Origin of the sequence: Falsiroseomonas sp. E2-1-a4 (assembly GCF_051433165.1) — a bacterium.
GTDB lineage: Bacteria > Pseudomonadota > Alphaproteobacteria > Acetobacterales > Acetobacteraceae > Falsiroseomonas.
On the sequence record NZ_JBHMFS010000005.1, the window covers coordinates 193,790 to 214,900 of the forward strand.

General features: G+C 69.1%; 17 protein-coding genes. 11 read left to right on the plus strand and 6 right to left on the minus strand.

What is annotated here, in order from left to right; translation table 11 throughout:
• Positions 1–15: 15 nt before the first annotated feature.
• Complete coding sequence (locus ACFHNC_RS07765; protein ID WP_437168650.1) at positions 16–1,164, plus strand: amidohydrolase; 1,149 nt, start codon at positions 16–18, stop codon at positions 1,162–1,164.
• 98 nt (positions 1,165–1,262) lie between these two features.
• On the opposite strand, the gene ACFHNC_RS07770 is transcribed toward ACFHNC_RS07765, so the two are convergent.
• Positions 1,263–2,309, minus strand: a complete 1,047-nt coding sequence (locus ACFHNC_RS07770) for an alpha/beta hydrolase (protein ID WP_437168651.1) — start codon at positions 2,307–2,309, stop codon at positions 1,263–1,265.
• A 13-nt stretch (positions 2,310–2,322) separates the two neighbouring features.
• Between ACFHNC_RS07770 and ACFHNC_RS07775 the strand changes: the two genes are divergently transcribed.
• Positions 2,323–4,935 carry a bifunctional acetate--CoA ligase family protein/GNAT family N-acetyltransferase gene (locus ACFHNC_RS07775; RefSeq protein WP_437168652.1) on the plus strand — a complete coding sequence of 871 codons (2,613 nt, stop codon included), beginning with the start codon at positions 2,323–2,325 and terminating at the stop codon, positions 4,933–4,935.
• Between the two features lie 4 nt (positions 4,936–4,939).
• Here ACFHNC_RS07775 and ACFHNC_RS07780 read toward each other — a convergent pair whose 3' ends face one another.
• The 3 genes from ACFHNC_RS07780 to otnI form a co-directional block, all read right to left on the minus strand.
• Positions 4,940–5,815, minus strand: a complete 876-nt coding sequence (locus ACFHNC_RS07780; RefSeq protein ID WP_437168653.1) for a helix-turn-helix domain-containing protein — start codon at positions 5,813–5,815, stop codon at positions 4,940–4,942.
• Positions 5,816–6,069: 254 nt separating this feature from the next.
• Positions 6,070–6,954, minus strand: a complete 885-nt coding sequence (locus ACFHNC_RS07785; RefSeq protein WP_437168654.1) for a 2-hydroxy-3-oxopropionate reductase — start codon at positions 6,952–6,954, stop codon at positions 6,070–6,072.
• A 43-nt stretch (positions 6,955–6,997) separates the two neighbouring features.
• Entirely contained in the window at positions 6,998–7,777 is a 780-nt protein-coding gene (gene otnI / locus ACFHNC_RS07790) for a 2-oxo-tetronate isomerase (protein ID WP_437168655.1), read from the minus strand.
• A gap of 158 nt (positions 7,778–7,935) precedes the next feature.
• Between otnI and ACFHNC_RS07795 the strand changes: the two genes are divergently transcribed.
• The 6 genes from ACFHNC_RS07795 (at position 7,936) to ACFHNC_RS07820 (ending at position 14,686) form a co-directional block, all read left to right on the plus strand.
• On the plus strand, positions 7,936–9,009 hold the full coding sequence (locus ACFHNC_RS07795) for an AI-2E family transporter (RefSeq protein WP_437168656.1): 1,074 nt from the start codon (positions 7,936–7,938) through the stop codon (positions 9,007–9,009).
• A gap of 113 nt (positions 9,010–9,122) precedes the next feature.
• Entirely contained in the window at positions 9,123–10,715 is a 1,593-nt protein-coding gene (locus tag ACFHNC_RS07800; RefSeq protein WP_437168657.1) for an ABC transporter substrate-binding protein, read from the plus strand.
• A 61-nt stretch (positions 10,716–10,776) separates the two neighbouring features.
• The gene (locus ACFHNC_RS07805; RefSeq protein WP_437168658.1) at positions 10,777–11,760 is read left to right on the plus strand and encodes an ABC transporter permease; all 984 of its coding nucleotides are present in this window, start codon (positions 10,777–10,779) and stop codon (positions 11,758–11,760) included.
• A 1-nt stretch (position 11,761) separates the two neighbouring features.
• Positions 11,762–12,682, plus strand: a complete 921-nt coding sequence (locus tag ACFHNC_RS07810; RefSeq protein ID WP_437168659.1) for an ABC transporter permease — start codon at positions 11,762–11,764, stop codon at positions 12,680–12,682.
• Positions 12,682–13,668 carry an ABC transporter ATP-binding protein gene (locus tag ACFHNC_RS07815; RefSeq protein ID WP_437168660.1) on the plus strand — a complete coding sequence of 329 codons (987 nt, stop codon included), beginning with the start codon at positions 12,682–12,684 and terminating at the stop codon, positions 13,666–13,668. Before ACFHNC_RS07810 ends, ACFHNC_RS07815 begins: the two co-directional genes overlap by 1 nt.
• Positions 13,661–14,686 carry an ABC transporter ATP-binding protein gene (locus ACFHNC_RS07820; protein ID WP_437168661.1) on the plus strand — a complete coding sequence of 342 codons (1,026 nt, stop codon included), beginning with the start codon at positions 13,661–13,663 and terminating at the stop codon, positions 14,684–14,686. The genes ACFHNC_RS07815 and ACFHNC_RS07820 overlap by 8 nt, the downstream gene beginning before the upstream one ends.
• A gap of 41 nt (positions 14,687–14,727) precedes the next feature.
• Here ACFHNC_RS07820 and trpE read toward each other — a convergent pair whose 3' ends face one another.
• Both trpE and ACFHNC_RS07830 read right to left on the minus strand, forming a co-directional pair.
• Positions 14,728–16,233: an anthranilate synthase component I gene (trpE, locus tag ACFHNC_RS07825; RefSeq protein ID WP_437168662.1), complete on the minus strand. Its 1,506-nt coding sequence runs from the start codon at positions 16,231–16,233 to the stop codon at positions 14,728–14,730.
• A complete protein-coding gene (locus ACFHNC_RS07830) occupies positions 16,230–18,131 on the minus strand; it encodes a SurA N-terminal domain-containing protein (RefSeq protein WP_437168663.1) in 1,902 nt (633 codons plus the stop codon). The genes trpE and ACFHNC_RS07830 overlap by 4 nt, the downstream gene beginning before the upstream one ends.
• Before the next feature lie 96 nt (positions 18,132–18,227).
• Here ACFHNC_RS07830 and tpiA point away from each other — a divergent pair, with 96 nt between their 5' ends.
• The 3 genes from tpiA to ACFHNC_RS07845 all read left to right on the plus strand — a co-directional run bounded on the left by tpiA (position 18,228) and on the right by ACFHNC_RS07845 (position 21,109).
• On the plus strand, positions 18,228–18,959 hold the full coding sequence (gene tpiA, locus ACFHNC_RS07835) for a triose-phosphate isomerase (protein WP_437168714.1): 732 nt from the start codon (positions 18,228–18,230) through the stop codon (positions 18,957–18,959).
• A 97-nt stretch (positions 18,960–19,056) separates the two neighbouring features.
• Positions 19,057–19,371, plus strand: coding sequence for a preprotein translocase subunit SecG (gene secG, locus ACFHNC_RS07840; protein WP_437168664.1), 315 nt, complete (start codon positions 19,057–19,059; stop codon positions 19,369–19,371).
• A gap of 100 nt (positions 19,372–19,471) precedes the next feature.
• The gene (locus ACFHNC_RS07845; protein ID WP_437168665.1) at positions 19,472–21,109 is read left to right on the plus strand and encodes a CTP synthase; all 1,638 of its coding nucleotides are present in this window, start codon (positions 19,472–19,474) and stop codon (positions 21,107–21,109) included.
• Positions 21,110–21,111: the final 2 nt, after the last annotated feature.

The following is a 21,111-nucleotide window of genomic DNA, read 5'->3' on the forward strand; positions in this document are numbered from 1 at the left end:
GGCTACCCTTGCCGGATGGACAACGCATTCGCCGAGACGCTGACAAGCTGGCGCCGCCATCTGCACGCCAACCCCGGGCTGACCCTGCATGAGCAAGGCACCGCCGCCTTCGTGGTCGATAAGCTGCGGGAGATGGGCGTCACCGAGATCACCGAGGGCTTCGGCGGCCATGGCGTGGTGGCGACGCTGCGGCGCGGCGGCGGCAATCGCAGCGTCGGCCTGCGCGGCGACATGGACGCGCTGCCGATCCAGGAGGTGAATGAGGCGCTGCCGCATCGCAGCACCGTCCCCGGCGTGATGCATGCCTGTGGCCATGATGGCCACACCACGGCGCTGCTCGGCGCGGCGAAGCTGCTGCTGGACGATGGCGGCTGGACCGGCACGGTGCATCTGGTGTTCCAGCCGGCGGAGGAAGGCGGCGGCGGCGCCCGCAGCATGATCGCCGATGGGTTGTTCAAGCGTTTCCCCATGGATCGAATCTTTGGTTGGCATAATTGGCCCGGCCTGCCGGCTGGCACCATCGCGGTGCATGACAAGGCCGTGATGGCGGCCGGTGCGCGCTTCGAGATCACCTTCGACGGCCACGCCGCGCATGCTGCCCTGCCGCACCTGTCGCGCGACCCGATGGTGGCCGCGGGGCACTGCATCGTCGCGCTGCAGAGCATCGTCGCCCGCAACCTGGACCCGCTGGCCGGGGGCGTGGTCAGCGTGACGATGGTCCAGGGCGGGGAAGCGCAGAACCAGATCCCGGCGCAGGTCGTGCTGAAAGGCACCGCCCGCTGGCTGGCCGATTCGGCCGGCGAGTCCATCAAGGAAGGGCTGCACCGCGTGGCGGACGGCGTGGCCGCCACCTGCGCCGTGCGGGCGGAGGTGGGCTGGCGCCAGGGCGTCGGCGTGACCGCGAACAGCCCGGCGGAACGCGACCTGGCCGCCGCCGCCGCCGCGGAGGTCGCGCCGCTGCGCCGCGACCTGCCGGCGGCGATGACCGGTGAGGATTTCTCCTGGTTCCTGGAGGAGGTGCCGGGCGCCTTCGTCTGGATCGGCAACGGCCCCGCCGAGGGCGGGCGGGAACTGCACAACCCGCATTACGACTTCAACGACGCGGTTCTGCCGGTGGCCAGCGGCTTCCTGGCGCAGGTGGCGAAGCGGGCGCTGGGCGGCTAGAGCGCGATGACTTGAGGCGGAATCGCCGAAAAGTCTGAATCGCGCGATCCAGCAAAGCCTAGACCGTAGGGCGTAAGCGGAAGCGAAGGCATCACGGTCTAGCCCAGCGTCGCCTTCAGCCAGGTGCCGCCCTCGGCTGCTGCCCGGCGGGCCGCTGCCACATGGTTCAGCGAGCGCAGGAAGCCATGCGCGGTGCCGGGGAACAGCGCCTGCTGCACCGGCACGCCCGCCGCACGCAGCGCATCACCCATGGCAAGGTTCTCCGAACACAGCACATCCAGTTCAGCGATGTGGAGAAGACAGGGCGGCAAGCCCTTGAGATCTGCCAGAAGCGGCGCCGCCAGCGGGTTCAGCCGGTCCGCCGGACGGGGCGCGTAGCACTCCCAGTAGAAGCGCATCTTCTCCCGCGTCAGGAAGTAGCCATCGGCGAATTCCTGATAAGTCGATGTTGCGAGATCGGCGTCGAACACCCCGTAATTCAACAATAACCCATGCAGCTTGAGGTCGGGGTCGGTGCGGCGCAGCAGTAGCGCGACGCCCATCGCCAGGTTTGCGCCGGCGCTGTCGCCGCCCACCACGATGCGGGTTGGGTCCAGCCCCCATTCGGCGCCATGCACCGCTACCCAGCGCACCAGCGCGGCGCATTCCTCCAGCGCCTGGGGGAAAGGTGCCTCGGGGCTCAGCGCGTAATCCGGGCCGATCACGGCGCAGCCGCCACCGGCGGCGTATTCGCGCATCAGGCGGTCATGCGTGTCGATGCTGTTCCAGACCCAGCCGCCGCCATGGATGTAGATCAGCACCGGCAGCGCGCCCTCCGCCGGGCGGTGGAAGCGGCATTGCATGCGGCGGCCGCGCACCGGGAGCCAGCGATCGGAGGATTCCGCCATCTGCGGTCCGCCGGCCGAGAGCGGCACGTTCAGCGCCTCCGTCTGCGCCCGCGCCTGGTCCAGCGGCAGGGTCAGGGTGATGGGCGGCAGCTTGGCGCCCGCCGCCTCCATCATCGTGTTGAAGGCAAGCATCTCCGGGTCCCAGCGCGGGTCTTGGGCGGGCATGGTAGTTCCCTTCATCAGTTTTGCGGTATCGGAGGACCGATCGCGCCGCGCGGCAAGCCCATCCGGCTTGTTGTCGGCGTGCAGACAGTTCATGGTGCAATGCACAATGAGCCTTTCCACCAGCCTGGCCCAGCATTCCGCGGTGCGCTTTCGCGAACAGGCGCTGTACCGGCCGCGCCATGTGCTGCTCCTGGCCGACCCCGCCATGCCCGCCTCCGCACCGCTCGCCCGCAATCTGCGGGAGGGCGGCTTCACCGGCACGCTGACCGAAGCCACGGATGTCTCGGCGCTGACGCAGGTGCCGGATCTGGCCGTGCTGTCCCTGGCGCCCGCTGCGATCGAGGCGGCCATGGCGGCGCTGTCCGCCCGCGGCTGCCACGCCGTGGTGGTGCCCGGCCCGGCGCCGGGACTGACCGAAATCTCCCGCCGCACCGGCGTGCGGGCCTTGGGGCAGGGCAGTTTCGGTATTTGCGTGCCAGGGATCGGGCTGAATGCGTCGCTGTCCCACCTGGCGCCCCGCAAGGGCCGGTTGGCGCTGGTCGGGCAATCCTCCGCGCTCACCCGCGCCGTGCTGGATTGGGCGGAGGCGGAGGCGGTGGGCTTCAGCCATGTCATCGGCATCGGCGAGAATGACGATCTCGGCTTCGCGCATGCGCTGGACTGGCTGTCCCGCGACCCGGGCACCGGCGCCATCCTGCTGGAGCTCCGCCGCATCAAGAACCGGCGCATGTTCATCTCCGCCGCCCGCGCCGCGGCGCGGATGCGGCCGGTTGTCGCAATCCGCGCCGGGGGGCGGCTGGCCGACCCCTCCGGCACCTCGGATGCCGTGATGGATGCGGCGCTGCGCCGCGCCGGCGTGCTGCGGGTGGAGGGGCTGGATGATCTGCTTTCCGCGGCCGAGACGCTGGCGCGGGTGAAGCTGGTGGCGGGCGCCGGCACGTCGGGCGGCATTGCGCTGGTGTCCAACGCCACGGGCCTTGGCCTTCTGGCGGCGGACCGGGTGCTGGCGGGCGGCGCGAAGCTGGCGGAATTGCCGCCCGAGGCGCTGGCGGCGCTGGAGATCGGGCTGCGACCCGGCTGGCACGGCGCCAACCCGCTGATCCTCGGCCAGGGTTCCGCCACGGCGCTGGGCGAGGCGGCGGCGATGCTGGCGGGGCTGCGCCAGGTGGATGCGGTGGTGGCGCTGCATGCCCCGGTGGCCGGGGAGGACGCCGGCACCATGGCCGCCGCCCTGTCCGCCGCCGCGAAGGCGACGCGCGCCGCGCCGATCCTGGTCTGCTGGGCCGGACAGGCCACGGCCGGGGCACAGCGTGGCGCGCTGGCGGCGGCGGGTCTGGCGGTGTTCCCGACCCCGGAAGGCGCCGTGCGCGGCGCGTTGCACCTGCTGCATGACCGGCAGAATCGCCTCGCCGCCGCCGAACTGCCGGGGCGGGAGGTGCTCGCCCTGAAACCGGACCGCGCCGCCGTGGCTGCGCTGCTGGCCCGGGCGCGGGCGGAAGGCCGGCTTTCCTTGACCGAGGATGAGGCGCTGGCCGTGCTGGCTGCCTATGGCCTGCCGGTTGTGCCGACCCGCGTGGCGGCCGATGTGGCGGCGGCCGAAGCCGCGGCCACCGAGCTCGGCTTCCCCGTGGTGCTGAAGCTCCGCAGCCCTGACATTGCCCGCAAGACCGAAATCGGCGGCGTCGCGCTCGGCCTGCGCAGCGCACAGGCGGTGCGGGAGGCGGCGGGGGCGATGCAGGAGCGGGTGGCGCGGGAACGGCCGGAGGCGCGGCTCGCCGGCTTCCTGGTGCAGCGCCAAGCAAGCCGTGCGCAGGAATTGCGGATGCGGCTGGGCGATGACGCCATGTTCGGCCCCTTCCTCGGCTTCGGCCTGGGCGGCACCGCGGCGGATGTGCTGGGCGATGAGGGGTTCGACCTGCCACCGCTGAACCACACTTTGGCCCATGGCCTGATCGGGCGGACCCGCGCCGGGGCGCTGCTGGCCGGCTACCGCGACCATGCGGCGGTGGACCTCGATGCCGTGGCCGGTGCGCTGGTGCGGCTGTCCCAGGTGGCGGTGGATTTTCCGGAGATCGCGGCGCTCGGTGTGAACCCGCTGTTTGCCGATGCCGCCGGGGTGATGGCCGCCGATGCCTCCTGCCTGCTGCGCCCGGCGGGCCAGATGGCGCTGCTGGCCGTGCCGCCCTATCCGGAGGAATGGGCGGCGCCCTGGACGGCGAAATCCGGGGAGGTGCTGCTGGTCCGCCCGGTCCGCCCCGAGGATGCCGAGGCGCATGCCGAGATGTTCCGCCGCCTGACGCCGGAGGATGTGCGCTGGCGCTTCTTCAGCCAGATCCGGGAATTGCCCGCGGTCCAGGTCGCCCGCCTGACGCAGATCGATTACGACCGGGAAATCGCCTTCGTCGCCATCCGTCGCCGCGCCGATGGGGCGGAGGAGATGCTCGGAATCTCCCGCCTGATCCGGGAGGCGGATGGCAGGTCGGCCGAATTCGCCGTGGTGGTGGACCGGGGCATGAAGGGACAGGGCCTTGGCCGGCACCTGATGCAGCTTCTATTCGACTGGGCCGCCGCAACCGGGATCGAGGAGGTGGTCGGCCTGATCCTCAGCGACAATGTGCCGATGCTGGGCTTCATCCGCGCGCTCGGCTTCACGACGCGGCGTTGCACGGAGGATGAGGATGTGGTGGAGGCCCGGCGGAGTGTAACTCCGCCGGGCTAGGCCCTCAGGCCGTCGTCGCGCGGATCAGCTCCCGCACCCGGGCAGCCGCGGCGGCGCCCTTCATGGCGTCGCGCCATGCGACTTCGGCCACGCGCTGATGGGCCGCCACCGCCTCATCCGCCGCAGTGATGGAGCCGACGCCGAGGCCGCCATTGGGGGGCGTATCCGCGGCGAAGGGGGAGGAGACGACATGCGCGCGCTCACGGCCGCGCATGACCATGAAACCGCCGGTCGGTTCGGTGCCGCTGGCGAGGCCGATCTGCACGCCGATCGGCACGCTTTCCATCATCACCGCAATCGCCTCCGCTTCCGCCCGGGCTGCCGCGAGGCAGCGCTGGCGGGTGCGCTCGGGCAGGACCATGCCGGCGGCCACACCTTCCTGCAGGAAGCGGCGCAAGGCGGCCTCGCCCAGGATGGCGATGATGGTCGGGCGGCGGGCGGCGTGCAGGCGTTTGCGGGCGGCCAGCAGGCCGAGCGCCTGGTCCGCGCTGGCACGGGCCTGCAGGCGTTCCGGCGCGGCATCCGCGGCCTCCGTCCAGGCTTCGCCGACGGCGCCATCGAAGGCATCGGTCGTGGTCTGGTAGCAGAAGGCACCGCCGACCATCAGGATCTGGTCCGCCTGTTCCTCGACCTGGCGCAGCCGTTCCTGGAAGGCGAGCGGACGGGCGAAGTATTCGACGCCGATGCCGAGCAGCGACAGTGGCGAGATCTTCAGCAGCTCAGCCAGGCGCCGGATCGTGTCCAGCTTGATGACCTCGCCCTTCTCGTACCGGTACAGCGCGGCGCGGGAGACGCCGAGGCGCGCCGCGATCTCCTCCGCACGGAGGCCGGATTCGAGGCGATAGGCTCGCAATTGCTGCCCTATATCCGCGAAACGCATGCAATCCCCCGTTGGTCGCGTGAACAAGATACAACCCTGATGCCGGAGACAGAATCTCAGAGATCGGACTGCCAGCGTCAAAATGCGGGACAGACGCACGGAACGCAACGCCGAAAACACGGAAAAATTGTGGCCCTCTTTGGGAAGCTACCTCCGATGGTTGTGGAGCTTTGAAAAAACTGCACCAAGCGCGCGTGGCTGCCGACATGGCGGGGAGGGGTCTGCCCGCACCCGCCATGCCCGGCCGATCCGCCTCAGGCGTCCGGCGCGACCTTGTGCGCGGCCATTGTTTCCAAGGCTTTGACCAGGCCCGAATGGTCATCCGCCGCACCGCCCATGGCGGCGCAGGCGGCGAAGAGCTGTGCGGTGGAGGCGGTGTTGGGCAGCGCGACGCCCAGATCCTTGCCGGCCTGAAGCGCCAGATTCAGGTCCTTCTGATGCAATTCGATCCGGAAACCTGGCGCAAAGGTACGCTTGATCATGCGCTCTCCGTGCAGCTCAAGTATACGTGATGTGGCAAGGCCCCCCATCAGCGCCTGCCGCACCTTGGCCGGGTCCGCGCCCGCCTTGCTAGCGAAGACCAGCGCCTCGCCCACCGCCTCGATCGTCAGGGCGACGATGATCTGATTGGCCACCTTGCAGGTCTGGCCCGCACCGGTTTCGCCCACCAGGGTGATGTTCTTGCCCATCGCCTCGAACAGCGGCTTCGCCCGCTCGAACGCCGAGTCGCTGCCGCCCACCATGATGGTCAGGCTGGCATTCTTGGCGCCCACCTCACCGCCCGAGACCGGCGCGTCCAGGTAGTCGCAGCCCTTCTCGACGACTCGGGCGGCGAAGGTCTTGGTGGCTGTCGGGCTGATCGAGGACATGTCGATCACCAGCTTGCCGGGCGCCAGGCCTTCCGCGACTCCGCCGGCGCCGAACAGCGCGGCTTCGACATCGGGGGTGTCCGGCACCATCAGGATGATGACCTCGGCGGCCTTCGCCACCGAGGCCGCATCGGGCAGGATGGTGAACTGCCCGCGCAACTCCGCCGTCAGGCTGGCGCGGTCCGGCGCACAGATCTCGTGGCCGGCGGTCTTCAGGTGCAGCGCCATGGGCTTGCCCATGATGCCGAGGCCGATGAAACCGATCTTCATGGCGTGTCTCTCCGTTCGTAAGGTCGGGGCAGGGAGGTGGCGCTCAGCCCTTGTAGGGTGCGAACCAGCCGAGGCCGGCCACCGTCTCGCCGGCCGGGCGGTATTCGCAGCCGATCCAGCCGCGGAAGCCGAGCGCGTCGATCTTCTGGAAGACGAAGGGCCAGTTCACCTCGCCGGTGCCGGGCTCATTGCGGCCGGGATTATCCGCCACCTGCATGTGGGCGATCAGCGCCAGGTGCTTCTCCACCCGCTTGACGATGTCGCCCTCGGTGATCTGGCAGTGATACAGGTCGAACTGCATGCCGATTTTCTCCGGCCCGATCGCCTCGATGATGGCGGCGGCCTGGTCGGTGGTGTTCAGGAAGAAGCCGGGGATGTCGCGGTGGTTGATCGGCTCGATCACCGGCTTCACCCCGGCCGGCTGCGCCAGTTCGGCCGCCCAGGCCAGATTGGCGGCGAGCGTCGCGGTCATCGTGTCATGCGGCACGCCGGCCGGGGCCAGGCCGGACATGACGTGGATGCGCGGGCATTCCAGCGCGGCGGCGTAGTCCAGCGCCTTGCGAAAACCTTCCTTGAATTCCGCCTGGCGGCCGGGCAGGGCGGCCTGGCCGCGCTCGCCGGCGTTCCAATCGCCGGGCGGACCGTTGAACAGCACCTGGGACAGGCCGTTGTCCTTCAGCCGCTTGGCGATCTCGGCGGCGGGGAAGTCGTAAGGGAACAGGAACTCCACCGCCTTGAAGCCGGCCTTCGCCGCGGCCTCGAAGCGATCGAGGAAGGGCAGCTCGGTGAACATCAGGGAGATGTTGGCGGCGAAGCGCGGCATGGCGGTGTCCTTCTTGGGGTATTGCCCTGGGGGTTTCGCGGGTGATGCCTTGGCCCCCGCCGGGGGGCAAGCCCGCCGCGTGCCAGCGGGGTGATGCGCGAGAGGCGTGCGCGGCGGCGGGGCTTCGGCTAAGTCTCGATTCCAAGCCCGGAGCCAGCATGAGCCAGGAATCCATCCGTCCCGCCCGCCTGCTCGGCCTGGCGGCGCTGTTTGCGCTGGGGCTTGGCTGTTTCTGGGTGATGCGGCCCTTCATCTCCGCCCTGCTCTGGGCCGTGATCCTGGCCTACACCACCTGGCCCGCCTTCCGCATGCTGCGGGAAAAGACCGGCCTTGGGCCGGGCAGCGCCGCACTGATCATGGTGACGGTGGAGTTCGTGCTGATCGGCCTGCCCCTGGTCTTCGCCACGCCGACGACGCGGGAGGAGATCGAGGGGCTGCGCACCGCCTTCGAGCGGCTGCTGGTGACCGGCCTGCCGGATCTGGCCACCTGGCTCGGCAGCCTGCCCTTCATCGGCGAGACCTTCCGCAGCCTGCTCAGCGGTTGGGACACGACCTTCGCCGGATTGGTCGAGACCATCAGCCCCTATGCCGGCCAGATCGCGAGCAGTGCCCTGGCGATGCTGCTGGCGGTGCTGTCGGGGCTGGCGGAGCTGATCATGGCCATCTTCCTGGCCTTCTTCTTCTACCGTGACGGTCCCGCCATGGCCGCCCATGCGGAAGCGGTGATGGAGAAGATGGCCGGGCCCGGCACGAGGCGCCTGATCCTGCTGACCGGCAATGTTACCCGCGGCGTGGTCTATGGCCTGCTCGGCACGGCGGTGCTGCAGGGGGCGATGACAGTCTTCGGCCTGTGGATTGCCGGCGTGCCGCAGCCGGTGCTGCTCGGCGTGGTGGCCGGGGTTCTGTCCATCCTGCCGGTGGGGGCACCGCTGGTCTGGGCGCCGGCCGCGATCTGGCTGTTCACCCAGGGGGAGACCGGGTGGGGGCTGTTCATGGCGGTGTATGGCGCGGCGGGCATTTCCTCGGTGGACAATGTCATCCGCCCCTGGCTGATCAGCCGCGGCGCCGACCTGCCGCTACTGCTGACCCTGCTGGGCGCGATCGGCGGCGTCATCGGCTTCGGCATTCTCGGCCTGTTTCTCGGGCCGGTTCTCCTGGCGGTCGGCTTCACCCTGCTGCGCGATTGGGCAGGCAATGGGGCGGCGACCAACCTGGTTGGCCCAAAGACTTGAATTCGTCCTTCCGCCCGCCCTTGCGTCACGATATGCACGAAGGCTTGCAGGCAGGCTGGCGGGCAGGTGGGCGCAACGACCCGCCGCCCCCAGGTAATGGGAGCTCGGGGATGATGCGAAGACTGCTTCTGGCGGCCGCCGCCATTGTTGCGCTGGGGGTGGCCGCACCGGCGCCCGCCACGGCACAGACCGTCCGCTGGACCGCCAGCGGCGATCCCAACACGATGGACCCGCACAGCCAGAATGTCGGGACCGTCACCATGGTCCTCCAGCAGATCTATGATCCGCTGATCGCCCGCAACCCGGATCTGTCGCTGCGCCCGGGCCTCGCCTTGTCCTGGACCCAGGTGGAGCCGACCCGCTGGCGCTTCGTGCTGCGCGGGGACGTGAAGTTCCATGGCGGGGAGGCGTTCTCCGCCGATGACGTGGTCTTCAGCGTCGGCCGCGCCCGCCAGCCCACCTCCAATTTCGGCATCTTCGTCGATACGGTGGCGGATGTCGTGAAGGTGGATGCGATGACGGTGGACGTCGTCACCCGCGTCCCGGACCCGATCCTTCCGAACAAATTCGCCTCCGTCTACATGATGTCCCAGGCCTGGTCCGAGGCGAATGGCGCCGCCCGCCCGCAGAACACCAGGGCGCGGGAGGAGATGCACACCACCCGCAACACCAACGGCACCGGCGCCTTCCGCCTCGAAAGCCGGGAGAATGACGTCCGCACCGTGCTGCGCCGCAACACGGATTGGTATGGGTGGCGGGAGCCGGATGCGGCACGCTCCAACGTGCAGGAGATCGTCTTCCGCCCGATTTCCTCGGACGCCACGCGGATTGCGGCGCTGCTGTCGGGTGAGGTGGATTTCGTGCTCGACCCGCCGCTGCAGGATCTGAACCGGCTGCGCAACGCGGGCAATATCCGCGTGCTGGAAGGGCCAGAGGTGCGGACCATCTTCCTGTCCTTCGACGTGGCGCGGCCGGAGCTGCTGTATTCCGACGTCCGCGGCCGCAACCCCTTCGCCGATCTGCGGGTGCGCCAGGCGCTGTATCACGCCCTCGACATCCAGGCGATCCACCGCACCACCATGCGCGGGCAGTCCGTGGTGACCGGCACTTTCTTCCCGCCGCAGGTGAACGGCTATGTCGAGGCCGAGGACCGGCGCCTGCCGCATGACCCGACCCGCGCCCGCGCCTTGCTGACGGAGGCCGGCTTCCCGAACGGATTCGGCGTGACGCTGGATTGCCCGAACAACCGCTACATCAATGATGAGGCGATCTGCCAGGCGGTTGCCGCCATGTGGGCGCGCATCGGCGTGCGGACCAGCGTGCGGGCGCAGCCTCTGGCGCCCTTCTTCGCCCAGATCCAGCGCCAGGATACCAGCGCCTACCTGCTCGGCTGGGGTGTGCCGACGCTGGATGCGCTGTATTCCTTCCAATCGCTGCTGGCGACGCGAAATGGCGAGCAGGGGGATGGCATCTGGAACTATGGCGGCTATTCCAGCCCGCAGATGGATGCATTGGTACAGCGCATGAAGACGCAATCCGGCCCGGACCGCATGGCCGCGATCCAGGAGGCGCTGCGCCTGTACCGGGAGGAGGTGCCGCATATCCCGCTGCACCACCAGATGATCCCCTGGGCGATGCGGAGCAACTTCTCCATCCCGCACGCCGCGAACAACCAGCCCTATTTCCGCTTCGCCCGAATCGATTGACAGCAGGCGGTTCCGGCGGCGCCCCCTCGCGCCGCCGGTTTGCAAAGGATCCTCAACCCCCGTGTTCGCCTTCATCATCAGCCGCCTCTTGCAGGCGCTGCCCGTCATGCTGACGGTGGCGCTGCTGTCCTTCGCCATGTTCGCCTATGTTGGCGACCCGGTCGCCATCATGCTCGGGCAGGACTACACCATCGCCCAGCGAGACCAGCTCGTGGCTGACCTGGGCCTGGACCAACCCTTCTTCGTGCAATTCGCGAAGTTCGTGGTGAATGCGGCGCAGGGCGAATTCGGCCTGTCCTACCGCCTGTCCCGCCCTGTGGCGCAGCTCATCGTCGAGCGGGCGCCGGCCACCCTGGAACTGGCGCTGTGCGCCGCCTTCCTGGCGCTGGCGGTGGGCGTGCCGATGGGGGTCTATACAGGCCTCTATCGCAATTCCTGGCTGAGCCGCATCTTCCTGACCTTCAGCCTGATCGGCGTGTCGCTGCCGACCTTCCTGATCGGCATTCTGCTGATCCTCACCTTCTCCGTCTGGCTCGGCTGGCTGCCCAGCTTCGGCCGGGGGGATACGGTGAATCTCGGCGGGTGGAGCACCGGGCTGCTGACCTGGTCCGGCCTCAAGGCGCTGATCCTGCCCGCCATCACCCTGGGCCTGTTCCAGCTCACGCTGATCATGCGCCTGGTGCGGGCGGAGATGATGGAGGTGCTGCGGACGGACTACATCAAGTTCGCCCGCGCCCGTGGCCTGACCAACCGGGCGGTGCATTTTGGCCATGCGCTGAAGAACACGCTGGTGCCGGTCATCACCATCACCGGCCTGCAGCTTGGCGCCATCATCGCCTTCGCCATCGTGACGGAGACGGTGTTCCAGTGGCCGGGCATGGGGCTGCTGTTCATTCAGAGCGTCGCGGTGGCCGATATTCCTGTGATGTCCGCCTATCTGCTGCTGATCGCGCTGATGTTCGTCACCATCAACCTGATCGTGGACCTGCTGTACTACGCGGTGGATCCCCGCCTGCGCATTGGCCGCGGCAAGGGGGCGCACTGAGATGGCACAGGCCAATGCGCTGCGTCGCGCGCTCGACAGCGACCTCTGGTATTCCTTCACCCGTTCGCCGGTCACGGTTGCCTCCGCCATCGTCGCGCTGATCTGCGTCGGCGGCGCGGTGCTGGCGCCCTGGATCGCGCCGCACAACCCCTTCAACCTGGCCTCGCTCCAGCTGATGGACGCCTTCAAGCCGCCGGCGTGGCAGGCGGAGGGCGACCCGAACTACCTGCTCGGCACCGATGACCAGGGGCGGGACATGCTGTCCGCCATCATGTATGGCGCGCGTGTATCGCTGCTGGTGGGGTTCTTCGCGGTCCTGCTGTCCGTCTCCATCGGCATCACCGCCGGGCTGGCGGCGGGCTATCTGGGTGGCACGGTGGATGCGGTTCTGATGCGCATCGCGGACATCAAGCTGACCTTCCCCACCATCCTGATCGCGTTGCTGATCGATGGCGTGGTGCGCGCCGTACTTCCGAGAGAGACGCATGACCAGATCGCGCTGTACGTCGTGATCTTCGCCATCGGCATCAGCAACTGGCCGTCCTTCGCCCGCACCGTGCGCGGATCGACCCTGGTGGAACGCAACAAGGAATATGTGCAGGCGGCGCGCGTCATCGGCGTCTCCCGCGCCCGGATCATGGTCAGCCATGTGCTGCCCAATGTGCTGGGGCCGGTGCTGGTCATCGCGACGCTGAACCTCGGCTTCGCCGTGCTGGCGGAGGCGACGCTGTCGTTCCTCGGCGTGGGCGTGCCGCCGACGCAGCCCTCGCTCGGCACGCTGATCCGTATCGGCAACGACTTCCTGTTCTCCGGCGAGTGGTGGATCACCATCTTCCCCGGCATCGCCCTCATCCTGCTTGTGCTGTCCGTGAACCTGCTGGGTGACTGGCTGCGCGACGCCCTGAACCCGAAGCTCCGATAATGAACGTACCCCTGCTTGAAGTCCGCAACCTGCGCGTCGAGTTCCCGACGCGCCGCGGTACCCTGGTCGCGCTCAACGACGTCTCCTTCTCCATCGCAGAGGGTGAGGTGCTAGGCGTGGTGGGCGAATCCGGCGCCGGCAAATCCATGACCGGGGCTGCCATCATCGGCCTTCTGGAACCGCCGGGTCGCATCGCTGGCGGCCAGATTCTCCTCAATGGCCGGCGCATCGACAATCTTCCCTATTCGGAATTACGAAAACTGCGGGGGCGGGAGATCGGCGCGATCTTCCAGGACCCGCTGACCACGCTGAACCCGCTCTACACCGTGGGCCAGCAGCTGATCGAGACGATGGTCACGCACCTGCCGCTGAACCCGGCGCAGGCGCGAGCCAAGGCGATCGAGTGGCTGGAACTGGTCGGCATTCCCGCCGCCAGCCAGCGCATCGACAGCTACCCGCATGAATTCTCCGGCGGCATGCGCCAGCGCGTGGTGATAGCACTGGCGTTGTGTGCGGAGCCGAAGTTGATCGTGGCGGATGAGCCGACCACGGCGCTGGATGTCTCGATCCAGGCGCAGGTGATCTCGTTGCTGAAGTCGCTGGCCCGCGACAAGGGTACCAGCATGATGCTGGTCACCCACGACATGGGCGTGATCGCCGAAACTGCGGACCGCGTGGCGGTGATGTATGCCGGCCGCATCGTCGAGATCGGCGCGGTGCGCAACGTGGTGCAACACGCCTCGCACCCCTATTCCGCCGGGCTGATGGGGTCGATCCCGCCGGTCGGGCGGCGGCTGGAGCGGTTGCAGCAGATTGATGGCTCGATGCCACGGCTCTCGGCCATCCCGCAGGGCTGCGCCTACAACCCGCGCTGCCCGAAGGTGTTCGATCGCTGCCGGGTGGAGCAGCCTGAACTCATGCCGGCGGAGGACAATCTTGCCGCCTGCTGGCTTTACGCCGAGCCGGGAGTGACGCGTCATGCGTAACGCCATCATGCTCGAAACCCGGGATGTCGCCCGCCATTTCGACGTCTCCCGCCCCCTGGTGCAGCGGCTGCTGGCGCGGGAGGGAAGGCGGGTGCTGCGCGCGGTGGATGGCATTTCCTTCGCCATCGAGAAGGGCACCACCCTGTCGCTCGTTGGCGAAAGCGGCTGCGGCAAATCCACCGTGGCCCGCCTGGTGGTCGGCCTCTATGGCCCGACCCATGGCAGCGTGGTGTTCGACGGGCAGGATCTGGCGCAGGCGCGGGCGGATTCCGAACAGCGCCGCCGCATGCAAATGATCTTCCAGGACCCCTATGCCAGCCTCAATCCGCGCTGGCGGGTGCGGGACATCGTCGCCGAGCCGATCCGCGCCTTCGGGCTGACCCGCAGCGCGGCGGATATCGATGCGCGGGTGGCCGAGCTGCTGACGCAGGTGGGTCTTTCCCCGCTGGACGGCCAGAAATTCCCGCATGAATTCTCCGGCGGCCAGCGCCAGCGCATCTCGATCGCCCGCGCGCTGTCCTCCAACCCGGAATTCCTGGTGTGTGACGAGCCGACGAGCGCGCTCGACGTGTCCGTGCAGGCGCAGATCCTGAACCTGATGAAGGATTTGCAGGCGCGGCTGGGCCTGACCTACCTGTTCATCAGCCACAATCTGGCGGTGGTGCGGCAGGTCAGCGACCGGGTCGGCGTGATGTATCTGGGGCGCCTGGTGGAACTGGCGCCGGCTGAGACGCTGTTCAACACGCCGCGCCACCCCTACACGCGCGCCTTGATGGAGGCGATTCCGGACCTGGAAATGACCGGTCGCCAGCGCATTCCGGTGGGCGGCGAGGTGCCCAGCCCGATCGACCCGCCGAGCGGCTGCCCCTTCCACCCGCGCTGCCCGCTGGCCAATGACCGCTGCGTGGCGGACCGCCCGGAGATGATTACGGCGCGCGGCACGCCGGAAACTCTTGTGGCGTGCCATGCGGTGGAGGAAGGCCGCGACCGGGTCGGGGAACCGCTGGTCGCGGCGTGACTCTCAAAAACCCTCTCCCGGTGACAGGGGAGAGGGCTATGTCACCGCCGCTGCGCCGCGAAGCGCACGGCTTCCTCGGCGGCGCGGAACAGGGCGCGGGCCTTCTGGTGGGTCTCCTGGAACTCCGCCTCCGGGTCGCTATCCGCCACCACCCCGGCGCCGGCCTGCACATGCATCAGCCCGTCCTTCACTAGGGCGGTGCGCAGCGCGATGCAGATATCCATGTCGCCATCGGCGCCGAAATACCCCACGCCGCCGGCATAGGCGCCGCGGCGGGAGGGTTCCAGTTCCTCGATGATCTGCATGGCGCGGACCTTCGGCGCGCCTGAGAGCGTGCCGGCCGGGAAGCCCGCGGCCAGCGCATCCAGCGCATCCAACCCAGGTCGGAGACGGCCCACCACCTCGGACATGATGTGCATGACCTGGGAATAGCGCTCGACCTGGAATTTCTGGGTGACGCGGACGGAGCCGATCTCCGCGACGCGACCCACATCGTTGCGGCCGAGGTCGATCAGCATCAAATGCTCGGCCAGTTCCTTCGGATCGGCGAGCAATTCCCGCTCCAGCCGCGCATCCTCCTCGGGCGTCGCGCCGCGGGGGCGGGTCCCGGCCAAGGGTCGCAGCTTCACCTCGCCATGCTTCACGCTGACCAGGATCTCGGGCGAGGCGCCAACCAGCGACAGGCCGTTCAGGTCGAGGAAGAACAGATAGGGCGCCGGGTTCAGCCGCCGCAGCGCGCGATACAGCGAAAACGGCGGCAGGCCGAAGGGCGCGGTGAAGCGCTGGGCGGGCACCACCTGGAACACGTCGCCGGCGGCGATGTATTCCTTCGCCCGTAGCACCGCGGCCTTGTAGCCCTCCGGCGTGAAGTTGGAGGAGGGCGCCGGCGGCACCGGCAGGCTGGCGGGCGGCGCCGGGCGGGGCAGGGGGCGGTCGAGTGCCGCCTCCGCCTCATCCAGCCGGGCCTGGGCCAAGTCCCAGGCGGCCTTCGGGTCCGGTGCGGCGTCCGGCCAGACCGGCGTCACCAGCGTCAGCGTATCCCGCACATGGTCGAAGACGGCGACCAGCGTCGGGCGGATCATCACCGCCTCGGGAATGCCGAGCACATCCGGATTGGTATCCGGCAGGCGTTCCATGTGCCGGACCATGTCGTAGCCGAGATAGCCGAACAGCCCGGCGGCGATGGAGGGCAGCCCGGCCGGCATCGGCATGCGCGTGGCCTGCACCAGGGTGCGCAGGCTGTCGAGCGGCGGTGCCGGATCGGCCTCGAAGGCGTGGGGCGCGGATAGCGCGTGGCGGTTGATCTCGGCGCGACCCTCGCGACAGCGCCAGACCAGGTCCGGCTCCATGCCGAGTGCCGAGAAGCGGCCGCGCGCGGCGCCGCCTTCGACCGATTCCAGCAGGAAGGCGTTGTGCCGCCCCTGCACCAGGCGGAGATAGGCGCCGACCGGCGTATCGAGGTCCGCGACGCGTTCGCGGAACACCACCTGTCCCCGGCCCGCCGCCAGGCCGGCGGCGAAGGCGGCGAAGGTGGAGAGGTCCGTCATGGCACCACCTGCTGCAGAAGGGCCGGGCTGATCCGCGGGTTGGCGCGGTTCCGCAGCGCCGCGACATAGGCGGCGTCGAGGTCATCCGCCATCTGCTGCTGCGCCGTGCGGCGGGCATTGGCCAGCGCCTCGGCATCCGCGGCCGGATCGGCGGAGACCACTTCCAGCAATTGCGCCACGGCGAAGCCGGCGCTGGTGGGGGCCATGGTGGGCTCGTTGACGGGGATGTTGAACAGTATTGGCAGCAGTTCCCGCGGCACGGTCAGGCCGGGCGCGCCCGCCTCCGGCTGGCGGCCGAAGGGGCCCATGCGAAAGCTGTTCAGGCCAGCCGCGGCGGCAGCGGCCTCCAGCGTCTGCCCACCGCGCACGGCGGCGAGCAGGGCGGCGGCGCGTTCTTCCTGCGCGCGGCGGCGGGCATCGGTGGTCCAGGCCAGACGGACATCCGCCTCCACCTGCTCCAGCGGCCGCAGTGCGGGCGGGCGCACCTCCAGCAGCTCGATGCCCAAGAAGCCCTCGGTTTCCCGGAATTCCTGCAAGCGGGGCGCGCGGCCCTGTTCGGAGGCGAAGATGGCGCGTAGCGCCTCGGCGCGGGCGGCGACGGGCACCGGCAGCACGGCGGGCAGGCCCTCCGCGTCCCGGCCCTCGGCATCGAGCGTGACGCGTGCCACGGTCAGGCCGAATTCCTGCGCGGCGGCTTCGAGGGAGGCGCCACCGGCCAGCGCATCCTCCACCCGGTTCGCCCGTTCGAAGGCCAGATCGCCGGCGCGTTCCAGCGCGATCTCCTGGCGCAGCCGGTCGCCGACCTCGGCGAGCGGCGCGGTCGTGCCCGGGGTGACCCCGGCCACGCGCATCACATGCCAGCCGAAGGGGGATTGCACCGGGTCGGTCACGCTGCCCGGCTGAGCGCTGAAGGCCGCCTGGGCCAGCGCGTCGAGCGGCAGGTCGGCGCGGGGCACGTTGCCGAGTGCGAGCGCGGCACCGCCGGCCGCCTGCGCGGCCTGTTCGATGGCGGCGAAATCCGGGTTGGCGCGCCAGGCAGCGGTGATCTGCCGGGCGGCATCCTCGGTCTGCAGCAGCACCTGCTGCAGGTCGCGGCGCTCCGGCGTCTCGAACTGGGCGCGGCGGGCCTCATAGGCGGCGGCGAGATCGGCGTCGGAGACCTCGATCTGGTCGGCCAGCGTCTCCCCGGTCAGCACGGCCAGGGTTGCCACGCGCAAGGCGGGGGCGGAGAAGCGTTCCGGGTTGTTGGCGTGGAAGCGGGCCAGCGCGGCGTCGGTCGGCGGTTCCGGCTCCGGCGCGTCCAGCAGCGGCAGCTCCACCACCTGGGCGATGCGGCGTTCCTGTTCGTAGCGCACCATGGCGCGGGCGAGGCGATCCGGCGCAGGGGCGCCCGCGCGGACGGCACCGGAAAGCTGCATGCGTCGCAGATCGTCCCGCACCAGCTGCAGGAACTGCGCCTCCGTCATGTTGCTTTGGCGCAGGAACTGGTCGAGGGCCAGGCGGTCGAACTGCCCGGCCATCTGGAAATTCGGGATGGCGAAGACATAGGCCTGCACGGCGGTATCCGGCGTGGACAGGCCAAGCCGTGCGGCTTCCGCCCGCTGGGCGCGCTCCGCGATCAATTGTTCCACAGCCTGCATGGCGATGGCGCGACGCAGTGGCTCATCCGCCTCGAAGGCGGTGCCGAGCTGCGATTGCACGCGCTGCAATTCGCGGCGGGCGGCGTTCTGCGCCTCCGGCACCTCGATATCGCCGCCCTCCATGCTGACCACGGCGGTTTCCCGACCAAAACCGCGGACGGTGTCCTCGATGCCCCAGATGGCAAAGGACAGCACCAGCAGCACGAAGAGGATCTTGGCGAACCAAGTCCGGGTGAAGTTGCGGAACCATGTGATCATCCCGCCCCGGTAGCCGGAAATGCGGCCGGTTGCCAGCCCGGTGCGGCGTTGCTACGCGAACCGGTACCCGGAATGGAGACGCACGTGACCCCTGGCATCCGCCCCCTGATCGCAGGCAATTGGAAGATGCACGGCACGCTGCGGGAGGCCGGGGCGCTGGCTGAGGCGGTGCGCACCGGCGCCACCGGGTTGCCCGCCGACCTGCTGGTCTGCCCGCCCTTCCTGCATGTGCCGTCCCTGGCAGCCTTGCTCGCGGGCGGGCCGGTCTCCGTCGGCGCGCAGGATTGCCATGCGGCGACCAAGGGCGCGCATACCGGCGACGTCTCTGCCCCCATGCTGCGCGATGCCGGCGCCACCCATGTCATCCTGGGCCACTCCGAACGCCGCGCCGACCACCGGGAGACGGATGCGGTGGTGCGCGCCAAGGTGCAGGCGGCGCTGGCGGCAGGGCTGATCCCCGTGGCCTGCGTCGGGGAGACGGAGGCACAGCGCTTGGCCGGCGAGGCGGAGTCCGTGGTCCGCGGGCAATTGGCCGAGTCGCTGCCGGATGATTTCGCTGGAATCGTGGCTTACGAGCCGGTCTGGGCCATCGGCACCGGCCGCACGCCCACCGAGGCCGACATCGCTGCCATCCACGCGACCATCCGCGAAACGCTGGTGGCGCGTTTCGGCCAGGCGGGGCAGGGCACACATATTCTCTATGGCGGCTCCATGAAGCCCGGCAACGCCAAGGCCATCCTGGCGCTTCCAAATGTCGATGGCGGGCTGGTCGGCGGGGCCAGCCTGGTGGCGGCGGATTTCCTGGCCATCGCCGCCGGGGCGGCGTGAGACGTGGCCGCCGGGGCGAAGTGATACTTGGTGGCGGCGCGATGAGGCGGCCGGCGCGCTGGCCTTCTTGTGACAGACCCGCTAGAAAGCGCGCGCCATGACCAACCTCCTCCTCGTCCTCTTCCTGCTCGTCACCCTGGCGCTGATCGGGGTCATTCTCGTGCAACGCAGCGAGGGTGGCGGCCTGGGCATCGGTACCACCCAGGGCATGGGCGGATTCATGTCCGGTCGCGGTACCGCCAATCTGCTGACGCGGACCACGGCGGTGCTGGGCACCATCTTCATGGCACTCGCCCTTGTGCTTGCCATGCTGGGCAAGGGCCAGGCGCCGAGCCGGTCGATCCTGGATATGCCGGTTCCGCCCCTTACCGCACCCGCCGTTCCCGCGGTGCCGACGGTGCCGAACAACTAAGATGAGCGCCCCCCGGCTTGGGGGGCTTGCCTTGCTACAATCGCATCCACCGCGCCGGACGGGTTCCCATGCCCGTCCGGCTTCGCTATGAGGGGCGTCCATGACGCGGTTCGTATTCGTCACCGGCGGCGTGGTCTCTTCCCTCGGCAAGGGCATCGCAGCGGCATCGCTGGGTGCGCTGCTGCAGGCGCGCGGCTACAAGGTGCGCCTCAGGAAGCTCGACCCCTACCTCAATGTCGATCCGGGCACGATGTCGCCCTATCAGCATGGCGAGGTCTTCGTGACCGATGACGGGGCGGAAACCGACCTCGACCTCGGCCATTACGAGCGCTTCACCGGGGTTGCCGCCTCCAAGCTCGACAATTGGACCACGGGCCGGATCTACTCGGACGTGATCGCGGCCGAACGCCGCGGCGACTATCTGGGCGGGACCGTCCAGGTCATTCCGCACATCACCGACAAGATCAAGGACGTGATCCAGGCGGAGACGGATGGCTACGACTTCGTCCTGGTCGAGGTCGGCGGCACCGTGGGCGACATCGAGTCGCTGCCCTTCCTGGAAGCGATCCGCCAGTTGGCGAATGAGCTCGGCCCGACGCGCAGCCTGTTCATCCACCTGACGCTGGTGCCCTACATCCCCTCCGCCGGGGAGCTGAAGACCAAGCCGACGCAGCACAGCGTCAAGGAACTGCTCGGCGTCGGCATCCAGCCGCAGATCCTGCTCTGCCGCTGCGACCGCCAGATTCCGGAGAATGAGCGGCGCAAGATCGCGCTGTTCTGCAATGTCCGCCCGGAATCGGTGATCCCGGCCTATGACGCCGACAGCATCTATTCCGTGCCGATCAGCTACCACGCGGAGGGTTTGGACCGCGAAGTGCTGCGGCACTTCAACCTGTCCTTCTACGGTGAGCCGGACATGCGGCGCTGGGAGAAGATCGTCCAGTCGATCCGCGCGCCGGAAGGCGAAGTCTCGATCGCGGTGGTCGGCAAGTACACGAATTTGCTGGACAGCTATAAATCCCTGGCCGAGGCGCTGACCCATGGCGGCATCGCCAATAACGTGAAGGTCAAGCTGACCTGGGTGGACAGCCAAGTCTTCGAGGCCGGGGATGAGGAAGCGGTGAAGCGCCTGGAAGGCGTGCACGGCATCCTGGTGCCGGGCGGCTTCGGCGAACGCGGCTCGAGCGGCAAGATCGAGGCGGTGCGCTTCGCCCGCGAGCGCAAGATTCCGTTCTTCGGCATCTGCTTCGGCATGCAGATGGCGGTGATCGAGGCGGCGCGGAACCTGCTCGGCCTCAAGGGCGCCTCCTCCACGGAATTCGGCACCTGTGCGGAGCCGGTGGTTGGCCTGCTGACCGAATGGACCCGCGGCAACCTGGTGGAAACGCGGACGGCCGGGGGCGACCTTGGCGGCACGATGCGGCTGGGCTCCTACGTCGCGAAGCTGGCCGAGGGGTCGCTGGTGCGGGATGTGTATAACGGCGCGGCCGAGATCAGTGAGCGCCACCGTCATCGCTTCGAGGTGAACGTCACCTATCGCGACCGGCTGGAAGGCGTCGGCCTGCGCTTCGCCGGCATGTCTCCGGACGGCACGCTGCCCGAAATCGTGGAAGTGCCGGACCACCCCTGGTTCATTGGCGTGCAGTTTCACCCGGAACTGAAATCCAAGCCCTTCGAGCCGCATCCGCTGTTCAAGGGCTTCATCGGCGCCGCCGTGCGCCAGGCAAGGCTGGTCTAGAC

Coding starts and splice junctions, on each gene's coding strand:
- ACFHNC_RS07780 (WP_437168653.1), bottom strand. CDS start 5,815: ATGCGTTTCGCGGATATAGGGCAGCAATTGCGAGCCTATCGCCTCGAA.
- secG (WP_437168664.1), top strand. CDS start 19,057: ATGACCAACCTCCTCCTCGTCCTCTTCCTGCTCGTCACCCTGGCGCTG.
- ACFHNC_RS07845 (WP_437168665.1), top strand. CDS start 19,472: ATGACGCGGTTCGTATTCGTCACCGGCGGCGTGGTCTCTTCCCTCGGC.
- ACFHNC_RS07800 (WP_437168657.1), top strand. CDS start 9,123: ATGCGAAGACTGCTTCTGGCGGCCGCCGCCATTGTTGCGCTGGGGGTG.
- ACFHNC_RS07795 (WP_437168656.1), top strand. CDS start 7,936: ATGAGCCAGGAATCCATCCGTCCCGCCCGCCTGCTCGGCCTGGCGGCG.
- ACFHNC_RS07820 (WP_437168661.1), top strand. CDS start 13,661: ATGCGTAACGCCATCATGCTCGAAACCCGGGATGTCGCCCGCCATTTC.
- ACFHNC_RS07830 (WP_437168663.1), bottom strand. CDS start 18,131: ATGATCACATGGTTCCGCAACTTCACCCGGACTTGGTTCGCCAAGATC.
- ACFHNC_RS07785 (WP_437168654.1), bottom strand. CDS start 6,954: ATGAAGATCGGTTTCATCGGCCTCGGCATCATGGGCAAGCCCATGGCG.
- ACFHNC_RS07765 (WP_437168650.1), top strand. CDS start 16: ATGGACAACGCATTCGCCGAGACGCTGACAAGCTGGCGCCGCCATCTG.
- otnI (WP_437168655.1), bottom strand. CDS start 7,777: ATGCCGCGCTTCGCCGCCAACATCTCCCTGATGTTCACCGAGCTGCCC.
- trpE (WP_437168662.1), bottom strand. CDS start 16,233: ATGACGGACCTCTCCACCTTCGCCGCCTTCGCCGCCGGCCTGGCGGCG.
- ACFHNC_RS07815 (WP_437168660.1), top strand. CDS start 12,682: ATGAACGTACCCCTGCTTGAAGTCCGCAACCTGCGCGTCGAGTTCCCG.
- ACFHNC_RS07775 (WP_437168652.1), top strand. CDS start 2,323: ATGAGCCTTTCCACCAGCCTGGCCCAGCATTCCGCGGTGCGCTTTCGC.
- ACFHNC_RS07810 (WP_437168659.1), top strand. CDS start 11,762: ATGGCACAGGCCAATGCGCTGCGTCGCGCGCTCGACAGCGACCTCTGG.
- ACFHNC_RS07770 (WP_437168651.1), bottom strand. CDS start 2,309: ATGAACTGTCTGCACGCCGACAACAAGCCGGATGGGCTTGCCGCGCGG.